This is a genomic window from Streptomyces sp. NPDC059009 (genome assembly GCF_042740175.1).
Classification (GTDB): domain Bacteria; phylum Actinomycetota; class Actinomycetes; order Streptomycetales; family Streptomycetaceae; genus Streptomyces.
In genome coordinates this window covers 58,027-74,677 of the sequence record NZ_JBHYJB010000013.1, presented here as the reverse complement: position 1 = coordinate 74,677, position 16,651 = coordinate 58,027, and the positions used below count along the sequence as shown (strand labels likewise).

The following is a 16,651-nucleotide window of genomic DNA, read 5'->3' as shown; positions in this document are numbered from 1 at the left end:
CAAGGGCACGTACGGACCCCGAGGTCACGCCCCGCCCAGCCACCCCGCCGCGTCGAGCCGGAACGCCTCCGGGGGGACGACGGTGCGCAGGTCGTCCTCCAGCTCCCGCAGCCGCCCCGCGCCGAGCGCCCCCGCCCACTCCGCCCGCAGTTCGTCGAAGACCGCCGCCGAGCGCGCCAGTGCGTCGAGGCCGTGCGGGGTGAGCCGGACCAGCTTGCGGCGGGCGTCGGCCGCGTCGGCGGAGCGCTCCGCGTAGCCGAGGGCGATGAGGCGGTCGACGGTCTTGCCCGCCGCCTGCTTGGTCACGCCGAGGCGGCGGCCGATCTCGCTCGCCGTGGCCCCGTCGAGCCCGATGGCCTGCATGGCGAAGCCGTGCGCGGGGCGGACGTCAGGGTGGCCCTGGCGGGCGAGTTCGGCGTGCAGGCGGTCGATGAGGGTGCGGAAGCCCCCGAAGAGGAGGAGGGGGAGTTCGTAGCCGGGCGGGTCCTGCCGCTGCTCTCGCCCGCTCCCCTTGCTCCCCGTATTCCCCTTGCCTCTGTTCCCCTTGCCTTCATCGACAACCTGGTTTACCTTTTTCTCCGGCGAGGATTCGTCAACCATGTTGTCCATCGTAGGGGTGGGGTACGGAATGGCAGACACGGACACGGACACGGCAGTCGGCCAGCAGGTCATCGAGAACGCGAAGGCCAAGCTCGGCGTATCGCCCGAACTGCTCGACGCCTTCCTGGAGTTGAGCGCCAGGTTCGAGAAGACCACGCTGGAGCCGGTGGCCCGCGAGGTCGTCATCATGACCGTCGCCGCGCGCAACGAGTGCCGGCTGTGCGTGGCGATGCACACGGGGAAGCTGCGGGCGCTGGGGGCGGACACGGAGCTCATCACGGCCTTGCGGGAGCAGCGGTCCCTGACCGATGAACGGCTCGAAGCCGTACGGCAGTTCACGCTCGACGTGCTCGCGAGCGCGGGTGGCGTCGGGGACGCAGAGCTGGCCGCCTTCCGCGCGCACGGGTTCACCGATCGCAACGCCCTGGAGGTCGTCATGGGGATCGGGACCTACACCATGTCCACGTTCGCTAACCGGCTGGTGCGGGTGTAGCGCCGTTGCGCGCCGGCTGGGCCCTGTACCGGCCCGGTGTCGTGCCGAACTCCCTGCTGAAGGCGTGGGAGAGGGCGAAGGGGGTGCTGTAGCCGACCCGGCGGGCGATCGTGTCCAGGGGGTCGGTGGAGTCGCGCAGGAGGGCCGCCGCGCGGGTCATGCGCCACCAGGTCAGATACGTCATCGGGGCCCGGCCCACGCGGGCCGTGAAGCGCCGGGTGAGGGTCGGCCGGGACACCCCGACCTCGGCCGCGAGGCGGTCGTTGGTCCACGGGGCGGCGGGGTCGGTGTGCAGGGCGCGCAGCGCGGTGGAGACGACGGGGTCGCCGAGGGCGGCGGGCCAGCGGCGGCCGGAGCCGTCGGTGGGGCTCTCGGTGGTGTGCTCCGTGATCCACGTACGGATCATGTAGACGAGGAGCAGGTCGAGGAGCCCGGGAACCGCCAGGCAGGCGCCGGGGCGGGCCGCGGCGCCTGCCAGTTCCATCCCCAACAGGCCGATCGCGCCCCGGAGTTCGGGGTTGCGGCTGAGGCGGTGGGGGAGGTGGATGACGTCCGGGAGCTCGGCCATGAGGGGGTGGGCGCGGCTGCGGTTGAGGCGGTACTTGCCGCAGAGGAGTTCGGTGGGGGTGGTGGGGCCGGGGCCGTTGCCCTCGTGGTGCAGGTCCCTGGTCATCCAGTCCTCGAAGGGGATGGCGCGCTCCACCACCGCGGCTCGGTCCGCCGGGTTCCCGGGGGGTGCGTCGGCCATGACGTGCCCGCTGCCGTGCGGCAGCAGGACGGCGTCGCCGGGGCCGAGCGTGATCGGCTCTCCGCCCCCGTCCGGCAGCAGCCAGCAGCCGCCCGCGAGGACGACGTGGAACCCCGCCCCCTCGTACGGCGCGAACCGTGCGCTCCAACTACCTGTCACCCGGGCCCGGTTGGAGAAGGGCTCCCCGACCCGGACGGTCGATATCGCGTCGCTCACCACGTCCATACGGGCAGGCTATACCCGTACGGGTGAGGGGTGAGCAGGATGCGTATGTGAGCGAGCTGAGCGGGCATTGAGAGGCTCGCTTAGTGCTTCTAGGTTCGTTGTCATGACGACGAACGAGAGCGACGAGCGCATCGTCCTGGGCGATGTCGAGATCACCAAAGTCGAGGAACTGGCCGGGGCGTTCATGCCCGGCACCGACCTCGTCCCGGACGCGGGCGCCGAGATCTGGCAGCGCGACGCGGACTGGCTGGCGCCGGACTTCATGGACGCCGAGAGCGGCTGGGCGGTCGCGGCGGTGCAGACGTGGGTGGTGCGGACCGGGGGCCGGACCATCCTCGTCGACACGGGCGTGGGCAACGGCCGGGAGCGCCCGTCCCGCCCCGAGTTCCAGCACCTGGAGACGGACTTCCTGGACCGGCTGAAGGCGGCCGGGGTGCGCCCCGAGGACGTGGACGTCGTGGTCAACACGCATCTGCACGGGGATCACGTGGGCTGGAACACGTATGACGCGGGCGGGAGTTGGGAGCCGACGTTCCCCAACGCCAGCTACCTCGTCCCCGCCGCCGACGACTTCCACTTCGGCCCTGCGGGCGGCTACGCGGGCGGGGAGCGCCCCGACGACCGGCTCCTCTACGAGGACAGTGTGGCGCCGCTGCACCGGGCCGGGCTGGTGCGGCTGTGGGAGGGAAGCCACCGCATCGGAGACGGGCTGACCTTGGAGGCGGCGCCGGGCCACACCCCCGGCTCGTCGGTGCTGCGGGTCGCCTCCGGCGGGGAGCGGGCAGTGTTCGTGGGCGACATGCTGCACTCGCCGGTGCAGATCGAGATGCCGAGGTGCAGCTCCTGCCTCTGCGCGGACCCGGTGGGGGCGGCGGAGACCAGGGTGCGGGTGTTCGGGCGGGCCGTCGAGGAGCGGGAGTTGGTGATTCCGGCGCACTTCGGTGGGGCGGGGGCTTTTGAGGTGCGGCGGGAGGGGGAGGGGTTCGCGGTGGCGCGGTGGGGGGTGAGCTAGGGGGGCAGGGTCCGGCGGCGTGCTGTGTCGCCGGACCGCTGTCGTAGGGTGTGGCGACCGCCGAACCACCACATCACCGTACGAATCGGGAGCAGCAAGCGTGTCCCCGTCCGCACTCACTTCGTCCCCCTCCTTCCAGCCCGTACTGGAACGCATCGCCGCCGAGATCGAGGCCACGCCGGGCCGGGGCCGTCCGGCCGACTACATCCCCGCGCTGGCCTCGGTCGATCCGCGGCGCTTCGGGATGGCGGTCGCGGAGCTCGACGGGACGGTGTACGGGGTCGGCGACTGGCAGCGGCCCTTCTCCACGCAGTCCATCACCAAGGTGTTCACGCTCGCCCTGGGCCTGTCGCTGGAGGGAGACGAGCTGTGGGAGCACGTGGGCCGGGAGCCGTCCGGCAACCCCTTCAACTCCCTTGTGCAGCTGGAGTACGAGCACGGGATCCCGCGCAATCCGTTCATCAACGCGGGCGCGCTGGTGGTCACGGACCGCCTCCAGTCGCTGACGGGTGACGCGGCCGGGGCCCTGCGCGACTTCCTGCGTGCGGAGTCCGGCAACGCGAAGCTCACCTTCGACGACGAGGTGGCCGCCTCGGAGGCCGAGCACGGCGACCGCAACGCCGCCCTCGCGCACTTCATGGCGTCGTACGGCAACATCTCCAACCCGGTGCCGGAGCTCCTCGACCAGTACGTCCGCCAGTGCTCCGTCGAGGCGTCCTGCGCGGACCTCGCGCGGGCGGCCGGGTTCCTGGCCCGGCACGGCATAAGGGCCGACGGGTCGACCTTGCTCACGCGCAGCCAGGCCAAGCAGGTGAACGCCGTGATGCTGACCTGTGGCACGTACGACGCGGCGGGGAACTTCGCGTATCGGGTGGGCCTGCCGGGCAAGAGCGGGGTCGGCGGCGGGATCGTGGTCGTCGTGCCGGGGCGCTGCACGCTGTGCGTGTGGAGTCCGGGGCTCGATGAGCGGGGGAACTCGGTGGCGGGGGTTGCGGCGCTGGATCGGTTTACGACGTTGACGGGGCTTTCGGTGTTCTGAGGGCCCTCACCTACGTGAGTGACGTGAGGAAGGTGGTCCAGGTGGTGGGGGTTACCTGGAGGGTGGGGGCGGTTTCGGGGGCCTGCTTGGAGTCGCGGATGTGGATGCAGTCGGGGTGCGCTATCACTTCTAGGCATTCGCCCTCGCTGCCGCTGCGACTCGACTTGGTCCAGTTGAGGGCCACCTCTAGGCATTCGCCCTCGCCGCTGCTGTAGCTGCTCTTGAACCAGGCGAGGTCCGCGCTCATAGGTCCCGTGCCACCTCTTCAATCAGCTTCGCCGACTCCTCGGGCGTGAGGGCCTGCGCCCGCAGAATCCCATACTTACCGAACAGGTTGCCTAGTTCGGGTTGTTCGCTCACGAAGTAGCCGCCGCTCGGAGCCTCGACGTAAGCGAGCTGATGACGTTCGGCCGTCTCCAAGAGGATCATGGGCCCTGTTAGCCCAGCGTGGGACTGGCGGCTGTGAGGCATGAGTTGAATCTCGACGTGGCGTAGCTGACCTACCTCAAGGATTCGGTGGAGTTGCTCCTTGAGTACCGCCGTTCCGCCAAGGGGCCGGGTGAGCAGGTTCTCCTCGATCACAAAGCTGATGTCCGGTGGGGGCCTGCGATGGAAGAGCTGCTCCCGCTCCAGCCTGTTCACGACCCTCTTCTCGACCTCGTCGTCGTCCAAAGACGGATAGCAGTTGCTGTTGTAGACGGCGCGTGCGTACTCCCTGGTCTGGAGTGACCCTGGGATCACCAACGTCTGGTAGGCGTGAACGGCCACGGCTTTGCGTTCCTCAGCGAGGTAGTCCTCCGTCCACGGTGGGAGTACGCGCTCCCCGAACTCCCTGTCCGCCACCACCAGAAGTGCGCCTTGTGCACCGAGCACCTCGTCGGCGATCTCGACCAACTTCCCCTTGGGGGCACGTTCCCCCCGCTCCACCATCGCCACCTGCGACTTGGAGTACCCGACATGCGCGCCCAGCGCCTCCTGCGTCATCCCGGCCCGCTCGCGGTAGAACCGCAACAGCGCTCCGAACGACTCCGACCCTCGTTCACCGGAGTGCACAACTGCCTCCCCAAGTGCACAGCCCTGCACGGCTCTTGCGTGGCCCTGGTCACAGTATGTGAGCGCCCGAAACCATTTGCTTCATGAACCGGAAAACTCCACCCGCCCCCGTCCACCCCTGGATCCCGGCCTCCGGCCACACGCTCCGCCACGTCGGCGTGTACTTCGATGTGGTCCGCATCAGCGGCGTACTCGGTGAGCAAGTCGCTTACGAACTAATGGAGTTCACGGACTTCCAGGCGGGCCCGATCATCCGCGAGGGGACGGGCGGCCGGAACATGTACTTCGTCCTGGCGGTGGGCGAGGCCGGCCGTCACGTATGGCGGGGCGGGGCCCGACCGCTGGGCCGGGACGCGTGCGGGGTCGCCTTCGTCGGCGTACCCGCCCTGGAGGGCAATACGTGGCCGCTCGACTGGCGATCGCTGCCGAGCGCTGAAGTCCCGTACGTGGAAGGGGATTTGCTGCACCAAATGGTGGAGAGGGCGTTGACTGCGGCACGGTGACCGCGCCATCACGCTCCGTGTTCCGGTTGTGATTTCCGGTTCTGGCGGGGCGCGGTCCTCGGAGGTGCTAGCAACACCACCCGAGGACCTTCACCACCGAGTGGAATAGAGGTCCACCGGGATGCTTCGGCATGCTATCGCGCCCACGCGGCGCTTCACCAAGGCGTCGCATGATGTCGTACGCCACCAGCGCCTGAACAGTGACGCGAAGGTCCTCCTCCTGTACGTGCAGGGACTCCCGGACGGGGAGGCGTCGGCCAGGTCGCTGGGCGAGCACGCGTTGCGAATCGGGCTGAAAGGGCGCGCGTACCAGCGGGCCAAGCAACTCCTCGCCGAGAACGGCTACTTGTGGGAGTGGCGGTCGCAAGGCGAGCGGGGGCGCTGGGTCACGGAGCAGTTGCTCGCGAACGTCACCCTGACGGGGGAGGAGGCGGGGCGGGCCCGGAGTGGGTGTGGCGATACGGCGCCTCCGGGTGAGCGGATTCCGAGTGAGCGACATCCGGCGGTCGGTGGGCCGGGTGGGCGGGATGTCGGTGGCTCTTACCCAGAAGAAGAACAGGAGAAGAACCTTCCCCACCCTCCACCCGAAGAGGCCGGCGAGCCTGCGGAGTCAGACCAATGTGCTGACGCCGAAGTTGCGGAAGCTGAGCGGGTGTTGCTGTCGCTGCGGCACGAGAGCCGGGACTTACTGCTCGGCGTACGAGAGGTGCGGGCCCTCGCCGACGTCGCGGCGGAGTGGCTGCGGCGCGGGGTGTCGGCGGGGGAGCTGCGGCGGGCGCTCACGGTCGGATTGCCGGTGGGCGGGGTGCGGTCGGCGGTGGGGTTCGTGCGGCATCGGCTGGTGCAGAAGTTGCCGGGGGAGGGGTCAGTTGCTGGTCCGGGCGCGGTGGTTGGGGCGCTGGTGACGTGTGAGGGGGGCGGTGAGGAGCACGTGTTTCGGCGGGTGGGGGAGGAGCGGGTGTGTGGGCGGTGCCGGGTGGGGAGGGCGGCTGAGGCGTCCGCATCTGCCGCTGCGGGGAGAGGGATTTCGTGGCGGGAACGGGTTGCGGGGGTGGCTGTGGGGTGAGAAGCCGGGGTGGGTCAGCTCCGGTGGGTCTCGCTCAACCAGAAGTCCGTACCGGGATGTGAGGAGCGGACCCCTTCGGTGAAGGTGGACGGGGTCGCCGTCCACGGTCCGCCCCCCCCGGGCCCCTGGCTCAGACCCGCTTCGCGCAGGTCAGCGGCACCTGGCCACCCCGCACGATGAACCAGTCGTGACCGGTCCTGCCGCACTTGTTGTACGACTGGGAGTAGCCGTTGGCGATGAGGCAGGACCTGAGCTTGTCGCCCTTGCGGACGTAGCGGGTGACCGGGTCGTCGGAGTCGGCCACGGTGTCGCCGTTGTCCGGCATGCGCACGGCGACCTTCTTGCCCGTGATCTTGATGGTCGTACAGGCGGCGGCCTTCTTCGGCGCGACCGCCTGCGCGGAGCCCGCCGTGGCGAGCCCGGTGCCGAGGACGGCGAGGCCGAACAGACCGGCCGTGGCGCACCGGAGAGTACGAGAACGCTTCACGTGTAGCCCTTTAGCCCTTCGTGGGGGAGGCGCCCGCCGGGTGGCGGGCGTTCGTGATCACGGTAGCTTCAGGGGTTTTCCGCCCTCGGAGGGAGGGGCGTCGGAAGCGTACGGGCCGCCCAGCGCCCACGCCTCCCACATCGCCCCCGCGAACGCCCCGGCCAGCTTGAGCTCGCCGCTCTCGTTCGGGTGCGTTCCGTCGTACGTGTCCGAGTGGATGTCGTACGAGGGGGGCGGCGAGGCCAGGAGCAAGGGGGAGCGGCCCGTGTCCAGGTCCGCGGCCGCCTTCGCCAGGAGCACGTTGAAGTGGGTCACCTCCGCCGCGAACGGGGCGTCCGACTCCGCGCGGATGTTGGGGATGACCGGGAGGATCACCATCCGCACCTGTGGGTTCGCCGCCCGGGCCGACTCCACGAAGGCGCGGACGTTCGCCGCCGTCTGCTCCGCGTTCGTGTAGAAGCCGAGGTCGATCAGGCCCAGGGAGATCAGGAGGACGTCCGCGCGGGTGTCGCGCACCACGTTTCCGATGGCCGGGGCCATGTGCAGCCAGCCCTCTCCCCAGCCCGCCAAGTGGTGGCGGGGGAAGTCGGGTTGAGGGTCCGCGTAGTCGTGTGAGGTCGCCGTGCCCGCACCCTTGTCGTACAGGGTCTTCCGTGGGCCCACGATCTCGAAGGGGGCGTCGAGTGTCGCGTGCAGGTGGTGCCACATCCAGTAGCGCCAGGTGTGTTCCCCGGCGCTTCCGATCGTCATCGAGTCGCCGACGAACATGAACCTGAGCATCCGCTTATCTTGGCGGATCACGCCGTCCGGTGGGGTGTGAGGCTGAGCACGCCCGGCGGATGGCAACCTTGGGCTCATGCGTTCGCCTTTGCCCGTGCTTGCCGGTGTCGGTGCCAGTGCCGCCCTGGTCGTTGGTCTGGTCGTTGGTCTGACCGCTCCCGTCGCCGCCGCCGACGACGGAGGCGGTCATGACGGGTTCACCATCAAGGACCCCCGGATCGTCGAGTCCAGCGGGCTTGCCGCCTCCCGTGCGCACCCCGGCGTCTACTGGACCCACAACGACCAGGACAAGTGCGCCTGCCTGTACGCCGTCGACTCGAAGAGCGGCGAGACCGTCGCCACCGTCACCATGACGGGGGTCGGCAAGCCGCGTGACGTGGAGGCCATCTCCATCGGGCCTGACGGGAATCTGTATGTGGGGGACATCGGGGACAACCTCGGTGGCAAGTGGGCGTACGTCTGGGTCTACAAGCTGCCCGAGCCCAAGCAGCTCAAGGACCAGAGCGTCCGTGCCCAGCAGTTTGTTGTGAAGTACGCGGATGGGGCCCGGGACGCCGAGGCGTTGATGGTTCATCCCAAGACCGGGCGCATCTACATCGCCGACAAGAAAGAGGACGAGGTCGGCGGGCTCTATGAAGGGCCTGAGCCGGGGGCGATGTCCACGAAGCGCACGAATGTCTTCAAGCGCGTCGCCGACATCGACCAGTGGGTCACCGACGGGGCCTTCTCGCCCGACGGCAAGCACCTCGCCCTGCGCGGGTACTTCGGGGGTGAGCTGTTCTCCTGGGAGGAGAAGGGGGGCAAGGTGTCCGTCAAAGAGCAGCAGCGGCTCAGCGTGCCCCTGCAGCGGCAGGGGGAGTCGATGACCTACACCCCGGACGGGACCACCCTCATGTACGGGTCCGAGGGCGCCGGGAGTGAGGTCGAGCCCGTGGAGGCGCCCGGCGGGGGCGGGTCCAAGTCGCCCTCGGGGGGCGGGAGTTCCGTCTTCGGCGGTGATGGTGGGGGTGGGGTCGGCGGGGACGTGAAGGTGGGGGCCCTCGCCCTGGCCGTCGTGCTCGCCGCCCTGTACGGGCTCCGGCGCTCACGGCGGCGCAAGAGCAGCTGATATCGGGCGAGTGTGACGGGCGAGTCCTGTCACTCGTCCCGCAGCCGCACCTCGTAGTGCAGTGTCTTGTCCCGCTTCAGTTTGTGCGCGAGCGGGACCAGCACGCGGTGCGTCACCGGGTACTGGTGGCCGATCACCTCGCGCGCGTGCCTGTCCTCCTCGCTGCCCTCGTCGAGGAGGCGTGCGCGCGCCCTGATCGTCGGGCCGGTGGGGGCGCCGCGCACCGTGGAGGGGGCGAGTTCGACCTCCGGGTTGTTGCGCAGGCGCTTGGCCTTCCATGCCGTGCCGTAGGTGCGGAAGTACGCGTGGTCGCCCTCGACGGCGATGTTCACGGGGGTGCCGACGCCGGTGCCGTCCTTCTTGTGCGTCGTGAGCAGCGCCGCGTACGGCTTCATGAGAGGGGCGAGCTCAGGGCTTGGGCTCGGACTCGCGCTCGGCTTCGTTTTCCTGCGTCCAGTCATGTGTCCATGGATGCACTCTTCCGCCCGGCTGTCACCTCTTGGCGCGCTGCGCCACCAGCGCTTCCAGGCCGTCCAGGATCGCCCGCAGGCCGAACCCGAAGTGGTCGAAGTCGGGGCTGAAGGTGTCTTCGGAGAGCCCGGCCACCGTGGGGTAGTCGCCGCTCAGCATCGCCTTCTCCAGGAACGGCTGCTGGGCCGTCCAGAACGCCTCGTCCGTCAGGCCCGTGGTCCGCTGCGCCTCGATCTCCTGCGCCTGGGAGCGGGCCGCCCCGGTCACGTACGCCTCGACCATCACCATCACCCCGATCAGCTCGGGGCCGTCCAGGCCCATCGGCTCGATGCGGGACACCACCTTCTCCAGGTTGCCGACCGCGCTCGGGCCGAGCACCGGGCGGGCCTGGTTGACCTGGAGCAGCCAGGGGTGTGCGCGGTACTGGGCGAGGGTCTCGTGGGCGTACGCCTCGACGGCGTCGCGCCAGGTGCCGGTGAAGGGCTCCGGGTCCTCGGTGGGGCGCTGCACGCGGTCGAGCATCAGGGCGAGCAGTTCGGCCTTGCCGGGGACGTAGCGGTACAGCGACATCGTGCCGGTGCCGAGCTCCTGGGAGAGGCGGCGCATCGTGACCGCGGCGAGGCCCTCGGCGTCCGCGAGCGCCACGGCCGCCGTGGTGATCCGGTCCAGGGTCAGGGCCGGCTTCGGGCCGCGGGTGGGGCGCCCGCCGGTGCCCCAGAGCAGTTCCATGCTGCGCGTGACGTCGCCGCTGCTGTCGCTGCCGCCGGTCTCCGTGGTGCTCATGCGCCGGTCTCCGTGGTGCTCATGGACGCCAGCCTAAGCCCATTGCCAAAAACTGGGTACGGTGTACTCTCCATTGAGTACGACGTACCCAGTTCTCAGGTTGAGGGGTGACCGAGGCGGATGAACGACGATCGATACGCCGTGTGGGCCGAGGGGCTGCGCAAGCGGTACGGGGAGAAGGCCGCCCTCGACGGGTTCGACCTGGCCGTCGGGTCCGGCACCGTGCACGGGCTGCTCGGGCCGAACGGCGCGGGCAAGACCACCGCCGTGCGCATCCTCGCCACGCTCGTGCGGCTCGACGGCGGCCGCGCCGTCGTCGCGGGCGTCGACGTGGCCGCCGAGCCGGGCGCGGTGCGCCGCCGCATCGGCCTGACCGGGCAGTACGCGGCCGTCGACGAGGTGCTCACCGGGCGGCAGAACCTGGAGATGTTCGGCCGCCTCTTCCATCTGGGCGGGGCGCGGGCCGCGCGCCGGGCCGGGGAGCTGCTCGAGCAGTTCGGGCTCGTCGACGCCGGTGACCGGGGCGTGAGCACGTACAGCGGGGGCATGCGGCGCAGGCTCGACCTCGCCGCCTCCATGATCCTCGCGCCCGCCGTCCTCTTCCTGGACGAGCCGACCACCGGGCTCGACCCGCGCAGCCGCCTCGAAGTCTGGGACAGCGTGCGGGAGTTGGTGGCGGGCGGCACGACCGTGCTGCTCACCACCCAGTATCTGGAGGAGGCCGACCGGCTTGCCTCCCGGATCACCGTCATCGATCAAGGGCGCGCCATCGCCGACGACACCCCTGACGGGCTCAAGTCCACCGTGGGCAGCAGTCAGTTGGAGGTCGTCGTGGGTGCCCAGGGCGATCTGCCCGCCGCCGTCAAGGCCGTCGCACGCGTCACCGACGAGGAGCCGCGGACCCTGGACGGGGAGCGCCGCGTGCAGGCCCCGGTGGCCGACCCGGTCGGCGCCCTCACGGAGGTCGCCCGCACGCTCCGGGACGAGGGGGTGGCCGTCGAGGACATCGGGCTGCGCAGGCCCAGCCTCGACGACGTGTTCCTGAGCCTCACCGGGCACCGCACGGAAACGGAGGCTGCCGCATGAGTGCCGTCGGCACCGTACGCCCCGCAGATTCCACAGATTCCGCAGGTCCCGTGCGCGGGCGGCTCTTCTGGGCCGTCGCCGACGCCCTGAACGTCACCCGGCGCCACCTCACCCACTACCAGCGCCAGCCCGTCGCCGTCGCCTGGCAGCTGGGCTTCCCGATCATCAGCGTGCTGCTGTACGGGTTCGTGTTCGGCGAGGCCATGAAGGTGCCGGGCGGCGGCAATGGCGGAGGTGGCGACGGCGGCGGGGACTACAAGCAGTTTCTGATGCCCGGCATGTTCGTGATGACCATGGCCTTCGGGTTCATGAACACCGCCGTGGCCGTCGCGACCGACGCCCACAAGGGCGTCATCGACCGGTTCCGCTCCATGCCCATGGCGCCCTCCGCCGTCGCGTCCGGGCGCGGGCTCGCCGACCTCGTCGTGGCGTGCGCCGAGCTCACCATCCTGGTGGGCACCGCGCTCGCCATCGGCTGGCGCTCCAGCGCGGGCGTCCTCGACACGCTCGCCGCGTTCGGACTGCTGCTGCTCCTGCGGTTCAGCCTGATCTGGGTCGGGGTCTTCCTCGGCCTGCTGGTGCCGAACCCGGAGGCCGCGGGCAGCCTCTACGCGGTCGCCTTCCCGCTCACGATGATCTCCAGCGTCTTCGTGGCGCCGTCCCTGATGCCGGACTGGCTGGCCCCGATCGCCGCCTGGAACCCGGTCTCGTCGACGGGCACGGCCACCCGCGAGCTGTTCGGCAACCCCGGCGCGGGCGGGGCGAGCTGGGTGGAGCAGCACGCGGTCCTGATGGCGGTGGTGTGGCCGGTGGTGGTGACCCTCGCCTTTCTGCCGCTCGCCGTGCGGAGGTTCAAGGCGTTGAGCCGCTGAGCCGTTGAGCGGCTGAGTCGTTGAGCCGCTGAGAGGTTTGCCGTGCATACGTGGAGGGGGCGCCCACAGTGGCTTGTGGGCGCCCCATCTCCGTACGACTGACGGCTAGAGGTTCTCGATCACGTAGTCGATGCACTTCGTGAGTGCCTCGACGTCCGCCGGGTCGATCGCCGGGAACATTGCCACGCGCAGCTGGTTGCGGCCCAGCTTGCGGTACGGCTCGGTGTCGACGATGCCGTTGGCGCGCAGGGCCTTGGCGACCGCGGCCGCGTCGATGTCGTCGGCGAAGTCGATGGTGCCGATGACCTGCGAGCGCTTGGCCGCGTCGGTGACGAAGGGCGTCGCGTGCTTGGAATCCTCGGCCCACGAGTACAGGCGGGTGGAGGAGTCCTTCGTACGGGACGTCGTGAAGTCGAGGCCGCCCTGGCTGTTCATCCACTCCAGCTGCTCGCCGAGGAGGAAGAGCGTGGCGAGGGCCGGGGTGTTGTACGTCTGGTTCTTGCGGGAGTTGTCGATCGCCGTGGGCAGCGAGAAGAACTCCGGGACGTGGCGGCCGGACGCGTGGATCCGCTCGGCGCGCTCGATCGCGGCCGGGGAGAAGACACCGATCCACAGGCCGCCGTCGGAGGCGAAGGACTTCTGCGGCGCGAAGTAGTACACGTCCGTCTCGGCGACGTCGACCGGCAGGCCGCCCGCGCCGGACGTGGCGTCCACCAGGACGAGGGACCCGGCGTCGGCGCCCTCGACGCGCTTGATCGGCGCCGCGACGCCCGTCGAGGTCTCGTTGTGCGTGAAGGCGTAGACGTCGACGCCGGCCTCGGCCTGCGGCTCCGGGTGCGTGCCCGGGTCCGAGCTGATGACGGTGGGCTCCGCGAGCCACGGCGCCAGCTTGGCGGCCTTCGCGAACTTGGAGGAGAACTCGCCGAACGTGAGGTGCTGCGACTTGTTCTCGATCAGGCCGTGCGTCGCGATGTCCCAGAACGCGGTCGAGCCGCCGTTGCCGAGGATCACCTCGTAGCCCTCGGGGAGCTGGAACAGGTCGCGTACGCCGTCGCGGACCTTGCCCACGAGGTTCTTGACCGGGGCCTGGCGGTGGGACGTGCCAAGGAGGGAGGCACCGGTGGCGGCCAGGGCGTCCAGCGCCTCGGTCCGCACCTTGGAGGGGCCCGCGCCGAAACGGCCGTCGGCGGGCTTGATGTCAGCGGGAATACGGATCTCAGCCACGGGACGCAGCGTAGCTGCTGCTGGAGGGGGTCTGTGCTGGGGTTCCATCTTGCGAGACGGGTCTCACGGGGGCTCCCTTTTACAGGACTGCCGCTTCGCGGCGGAGTTCTCCCACCCGCCCACCCGTTGCTCTGCGAGTTGCCGAGACCTAGAGCGAGCATGCTGGGACGTATGACTCAAGGGCTGACTCATGAGCTGGAGCGCGCCCTGCGGGGCGCCGGGATCCGAGGAGACATCGAGTTCGGAGCCCGCGACCGGGCTCTCTACACCATGGACGCGTCCAACTACCGGAGAGTGCCCCTCGGGATCGTCGCCCCGAAGGACGCCGGGGACGTGGAAGCCGTGCTCGGGGTCTGCCGGGAGCAAGGAGTGCCCGTCGTGGCGCGCGGGGCCGGGACCTCCATCGCGGGGCAGGCCACCGGGACCGGCGTGGTCCTCGACTTCACCCGGCACATGGACCGGATCCTCGGGATCGACCCCGAAGCCCGTACCGCCGTCGTCCAGCCGGGGGTCATCCTCGATCAACTGCGGGGCGCGGCCGGAAAGTTCGGGCTCACCTTCGGGCCCGATCCGTCCACGCACAGCCGCTGCACCCTCGGCGGGATGATCGGCAACAACTCCTGCGGCTCGCACTCCGTGGCCTGGGGCACCACCGCCGACAATGTGCGGGAGGTCGAGGTCCGCACCGCCGCCGGGGAAGTGGTGCGGCTCGGGCAGGGGTGGGACGGGCTGCCGGACGGGCGGCTGCGGGACGGGCTGCGCGCCCTCGTGGACGAGCGGCTCGCGCTGCTGCGGACCGGGTTTCCCGAGCTGCCCCGGCGGATCTCCGGGTATGCGCTGGATGCCTTGCTGCCCGAGAACGGTGTTGATCTCGCTCGCGCCTTCTGCGGCTCGGAAGGGACGCTCGGCGTGCTCACCGAAGCCGTCGTCGGGCTCGTCGAGGCGCCCCGCGCGCGGGCCCTGGCCGTCCTCGGGTACGCCGACGAGAGCGCGGCGGCCCAGGCGGCCGCGGGGCTGCTTCCGCACGGGCCGCTCACGGTCGAAGGCATGGCCGCCGACCTCGTGAAGGGTGCGCGGGATCTGCCCAGGGGCGGGGCCTGGCTCTTCGTGGAGGTCGGGGGCGGGGACCCGGGGGAGGCGCGGACGCGGGCCGAGGCGATCGTACGGGCCGCCGACGCCGTGGACGCCGTCGTCGTCACCGACCCGGCGGGGCAGCGCGCCCTGTGGCGGGTACGCGAGGACGCGAGCGGGACCGCGACGCGCATGCCCGACGGGAGCGAGGCGTGGCCCGGGTGGGAGGACTGCGCCGTGCCGCCCGCCGAACTCGGCGCGTATCTGCGGGACTTCCGGGAGCTGTTGCGGGAGCACGGGCTGCGCGGGACGCCGTACGGGCACTTCGGGGACGGCTGCATCCATGTGCGGATCGACTTCGATCTGATGAGCCGGGAGGGCGTCGCGCGATTCCGGAAGTTCTCCGAAGAGCTCGCCGATGTCGTTGTCGCGCATGGGGGCTCCCTGTCCGGTGAGCACGGGGACGGGCAGGCGCGGGCCGAGCTGCTGCCGAAGATGTACGGGACGGAGATGGTGCGGCTCTTCGAGCAGGTCAAGGGCGTGTGGGACCCGGGTGATCTGCTCAACCCGGGGATGCTGGTGCGGCCCGCGCGCCTCGACGAGAACCTACGCTTCGCGGTTCTGCCGCGCGAACCCGTTCCTGTCGCCTTCGGCTATCCGCACGACGGCGGGGACTTCGGGGCGGCCGTGCGGCGGTGCGTCGGGGTCGCCAAGTGCCGTACGGACGCCGTCAGTTCCGGCAGCAGCTCGGTCATGTGTCCGTCCTTCCGGGCCACCGGCGCCGAGGAGCACTCCACGCGCGGGCGGGCCCGGCTGCTGCACGAGATGCTGGCCGGGGACGTGATCACGGACGGCTGGCGGTCGGAGGAGGTCCGGGGCGCCCTCGACCTGTGTCTGTCCTGCAAGGGGTGCAGGTCCGACTGTCCCGTGGGCGTCGACATGGCCACGTACAAGGCGGAGTTCCTGCACCACTACTACGACGGGCCCGGTGCGCGGCGCAGGCCCGCCGCGCACTACGCGATGGGCTGGCTGCCGCTGTGGCTGCGCCTCGCCTCCCGGACCCGTGCGGCACGGCTCGCCAACTCCCTGGCCCGGGTGGGGGTGTTGGCGCGGCTCGCCAAGCGGGCCGGGGGGATCGCGCGGGAGCGGGACATTCCGTGGCTCGCGCCCGAGACCTTCCGGGGGTGGTTCGCGGAGCGGGAGAGGGCGCGGAAGCGGCGGGAACGGGACCAGGGGGTGGCGGTGGGCACCACCGTGGTCGTCTGGCCCGACACCTTCACCGACCACCTCGCGCCCTCCGTCGGGCGGGCCGCCGTGCGGGTCCTGGAGGCGGCGGGGCTGCGGCCCGTGGTGCCGCCGGGGGACGTCTGCTGCGGGCTGACGTATGTCTCCACGGGCCAGCTCGACCGCGCCCGCGCCGTCCTGCGCCGCACCCTCGACCGGCTCGCCCCGCTGCTCGACTCGGACGCGCCCCTCGTCGTCCTGGAGCCGAGCTGCGGGGCCGCCCTCAAGTCCGACCTCGTCGAGCTGCTCGGCGCCGACGACCCGCGCGCCCATCAACTCGCGGCCCGGGTCAGGACGTTCGCGCAGACCCTGGAGGAGTACGCCCCCGACTGGCGGCCCCCGGCGGTGGGGCGGCCCGCCGTCGGCCAGACCCACTGTCACCAGCACGCGGTGCTGGGGGACGGGGCCGAGCGGAGGCTGCGTGAACGGGCCGGTATCGACGGGGAGTTGAGCGGCGGATGCTGCGGGCTCGCGGGCAACTTCGGCTTCGAGGACGGGCACTACGAGGTGTCGGTGGCCTGCGCGGAGGAGCAGCTGCTGCCCTCGGTGCGGGCGGCCGCCGACGGTGACGCCGTCGTCCTGGCGGACGGCTTCTCGTGCCGGACCCAGCTGGAACAGCTCGGCGGGGTGCGGGGGCGGCACCTCGCGGAGGTTATTGCCGAGCGGCTCGACGGGGGCGAGTCGTAAGCTCCAAAAAGGGTTAACAATCCTGTCGGAGTCCAGTAGCTTGGATTGCTGAGTACAGG

General features: G+C 70.7%; 17 protein-coding genes. 8 read left to right on the top strand and 9 right to left on the bottom strand.

Features of this window, described 5'->3' with window-relative positions:
- Positions 1–24: 24 nt before the first annotated feature.
- A complete protein-coding gene (locus ACFWYM_RS15485; protein ID WP_384835920.1) occupies positions 25–600 on the bottom strand; it encodes a MarR family winged helix-turn-helix transcriptional regulator in 576 nt (191 codons plus the stop codon).
- A gap of 28 nt (positions 601–628) precedes the next feature.
- On the opposite strand from ACFWYM_RS15485, the gene ACFWYM_RS15480 reads away from it, so the two are divergent.
- Positions 629–1,093, top strand: coding sequence for a carboxymuconolactone decarboxylase family protein (locus tag ACFWYM_RS15480; RefSeq protein ID WP_384835918.1), 465 nt, complete (start codon positions 629–631; stop codon positions 1,091–1,093).
- Here the strand turns inward: ACFWYM_RS15480 and ACFWYM_RS15475 are convergent.
- Positions 1,071–2,066, bottom strand: coding sequence for an AraC family transcriptional regulator (locus ACFWYM_RS15475; protein ID WP_384835915.1), 996 nt, complete (start codon positions 2,064–2,066; stop codon positions 1,071–1,073). The two genes, ACFWYM_RS15480 and ACFWYM_RS15475, sit on opposite strands and share 23 nt — an antisense overlap.
- A 103-nt stretch (positions 2,067–2,169) precedes the next feature.
- Between ACFWYM_RS15475 and ACFWYM_RS15470 the strand changes: the two genes are divergently transcribed.
- Positions 2,170–3,078 (top strand): MBL fold metallo-hydrolase, encoded by a 909-nt coding sequence (locus ACFWYM_RS15470; protein ID WP_384835912.1) that lies wholly within the window; start codon positions 2,170–2,172, stop codon positions 3,076–3,078.
- A gap of 100 nt (positions 3,079–3,178) precedes the next feature.
- On the top strand, positions 3,179–4,117 hold the full coding sequence (locus tag ACFWYM_RS15465) for a glutaminase (RefSeq protein ID WP_384835909.1): 939 nt from the start codon (positions 3,179–3,181) through the stop codon (positions 4,115–4,117).
- A gap of 10 nt (positions 4,118–4,127) precedes the next feature.
- Here the strand turns inward: ACFWYM_RS15465 and ACFWYM_RS15460 are convergent, their stop codons facing one another.
- Together ACFWYM_RS15460 and ACFWYM_RS15455 are read right to left on the bottom strand one after the other, a co-directional pair.
- Positions 4,128–4,364 (bottom strand): DUF397 domain-containing protein, encoded by a 237-nt coding sequence (locus ACFWYM_RS15460; protein ID WP_384835906.1) that lies wholly within the window; start codon positions 4,362–4,364, stop codon positions 4,128–4,130.
- Complete coding sequence (locus ACFWYM_RS15455; protein ID WP_384835903.1) at positions 4,361–5,170, bottom strand: Scr1 family TA system antitoxin-like transcriptional regulator; 810 nt, start codon at positions 5,168–5,170, stop codon at positions 4,361–4,363. The genes ACFWYM_RS15460 and ACFWYM_RS15455 overlap by 4 nt, the downstream gene beginning before the upstream one ends.
- An 83-nt stretch (positions 5,171–5,253) precedes the next feature.
- Between ACFWYM_RS15455 and ACFWYM_RS15450 the strand changes: the two genes are divergently transcribed.
- On the top strand, positions 5,254–5,673 hold the full coding sequence (locus ACFWYM_RS15450) for a hypothetical protein (RefSeq protein ID WP_384835900.1): 420 nt from the start codon (positions 5,254–5,256) through the stop codon (positions 5,671–5,673).
- Between the two features lie 1,196 nt (positions 5,674–6,869).
- Here ACFWYM_RS15450 and ACFWYM_RS15445 read toward each other — a convergent pair.
- Both ACFWYM_RS15445 and ACFWYM_RS15440 read right to left on the bottom strand, forming a co-directional pair.
- Complete coding sequence (locus tag ACFWYM_RS15445) at positions 6,870–7,226, bottom strand: hypothetical protein (RefSeq protein ID WP_384835897.1); 357 nt, start codon at positions 7,224–7,226, stop codon at positions 6,870–6,872.
- Positions 7,227–7,283: 57 nt separating this feature from the next.
- Positions 7,284–8,006, bottom strand: a complete 723-nt coding sequence (locus tag ACFWYM_RS15440; protein WP_384835894.1) for a GDSL-type esterase/lipase family protein — start codon at positions 8,004–8,006, stop codon at positions 7,284–7,286.
- A 76-nt stretch (positions 8,007–8,082) separates the two neighbouring features.
- Between ACFWYM_RS15440 and ACFWYM_RS15435 the strand changes: the two genes are divergently transcribed.
- Positions 8,083–9,114, top strand: a complete 1,032-nt coding sequence (locus ACFWYM_RS15435) for a WD40 repeat domain-containing protein (RefSeq protein WP_384835891.1) — start codon at positions 8,083–8,085, stop codon at positions 9,112–9,114.
- A gap of 29 nt (positions 9,115–9,143) precedes the next feature.
- Here ACFWYM_RS15435 and ACFWYM_RS15430 read toward each other — a convergent pair whose 3' ends face one another.
- Both ACFWYM_RS15430 and ACFWYM_RS15425 read right to left on the bottom strand, forming a co-directional pair.
- Positions 9,144–9,575 (bottom strand): PPOX class F420-dependent oxidoreductase, encoded by a 432-nt coding sequence (locus ACFWYM_RS15430; protein WP_384835888.1) that lies wholly within the window; start codon positions 9,573–9,575, stop codon positions 9,144–9,146.
- A gap of 31 nt (positions 9,576–9,606) precedes the next feature.
- Positions 9,607–10,368, bottom strand: a complete 762-nt coding sequence (locus ACFWYM_RS15425) for a TetR/AcrR family transcriptional regulator (protein WP_384835885.1) — start codon at positions 10,366–10,368, stop codon at positions 9,607–9,609.
- 120 nt (positions 10,369–10,488) lie between these two features.
- Here ACFWYM_RS15425 and ACFWYM_RS15420 point away from each other — a divergent pair, with 120 nt between their 5' ends.
- On the top strand, positions 10,489–11,454 hold the full coding sequence (locus tag ACFWYM_RS15420; protein ID WP_384835882.1) for an ATP-binding cassette domain-containing protein: 966 nt from the start codon (positions 10,489–10,491) through the stop codon (positions 11,452–11,454).
- Positions 11,451–12,326, top strand: a complete 876-nt coding sequence (locus ACFWYM_RS15415) for an ABC transporter permease (protein ID WP_384835879.1) — start codon at positions 11,451–11,453, stop codon at positions 12,324–12,326. Before ACFWYM_RS15420 ends, ACFWYM_RS15415 begins: the two co-directional genes overlap by 4 nt.
- 105 nt (positions 12,327–12,431) lie before the next feature.
- Here ACFWYM_RS15415 and serC read toward each other — a convergent pair whose 3' ends face one another.
- The gene (serC, locus tag ACFWYM_RS15410) at positions 12,432–13,550 is read right to left on the bottom strand and encodes a phosphoserine transaminase (RefSeq protein WP_384835876.1); all 1,119 of its coding nucleotides are present in this window, start codon (positions 13,548–13,550) and stop codon (positions 12,432–12,434) included.
- A gap of 171 nt (positions 13,551–13,721) precedes the next feature.
- On the opposite strand from serC, the gene ACFWYM_RS15405 reads away from it, so the two are divergent.
- A complete protein-coding gene (locus ACFWYM_RS15405) occupies positions 13,722–16,592 on the top strand; it encodes an FAD-binding and (Fe-S)-binding domain-containing protein (protein ID WP_384835873.1) in 2,871 nt (956 codons plus the stop codon).
- Positions 16,593–16,651 lie beyond the last annotated feature (59 nt).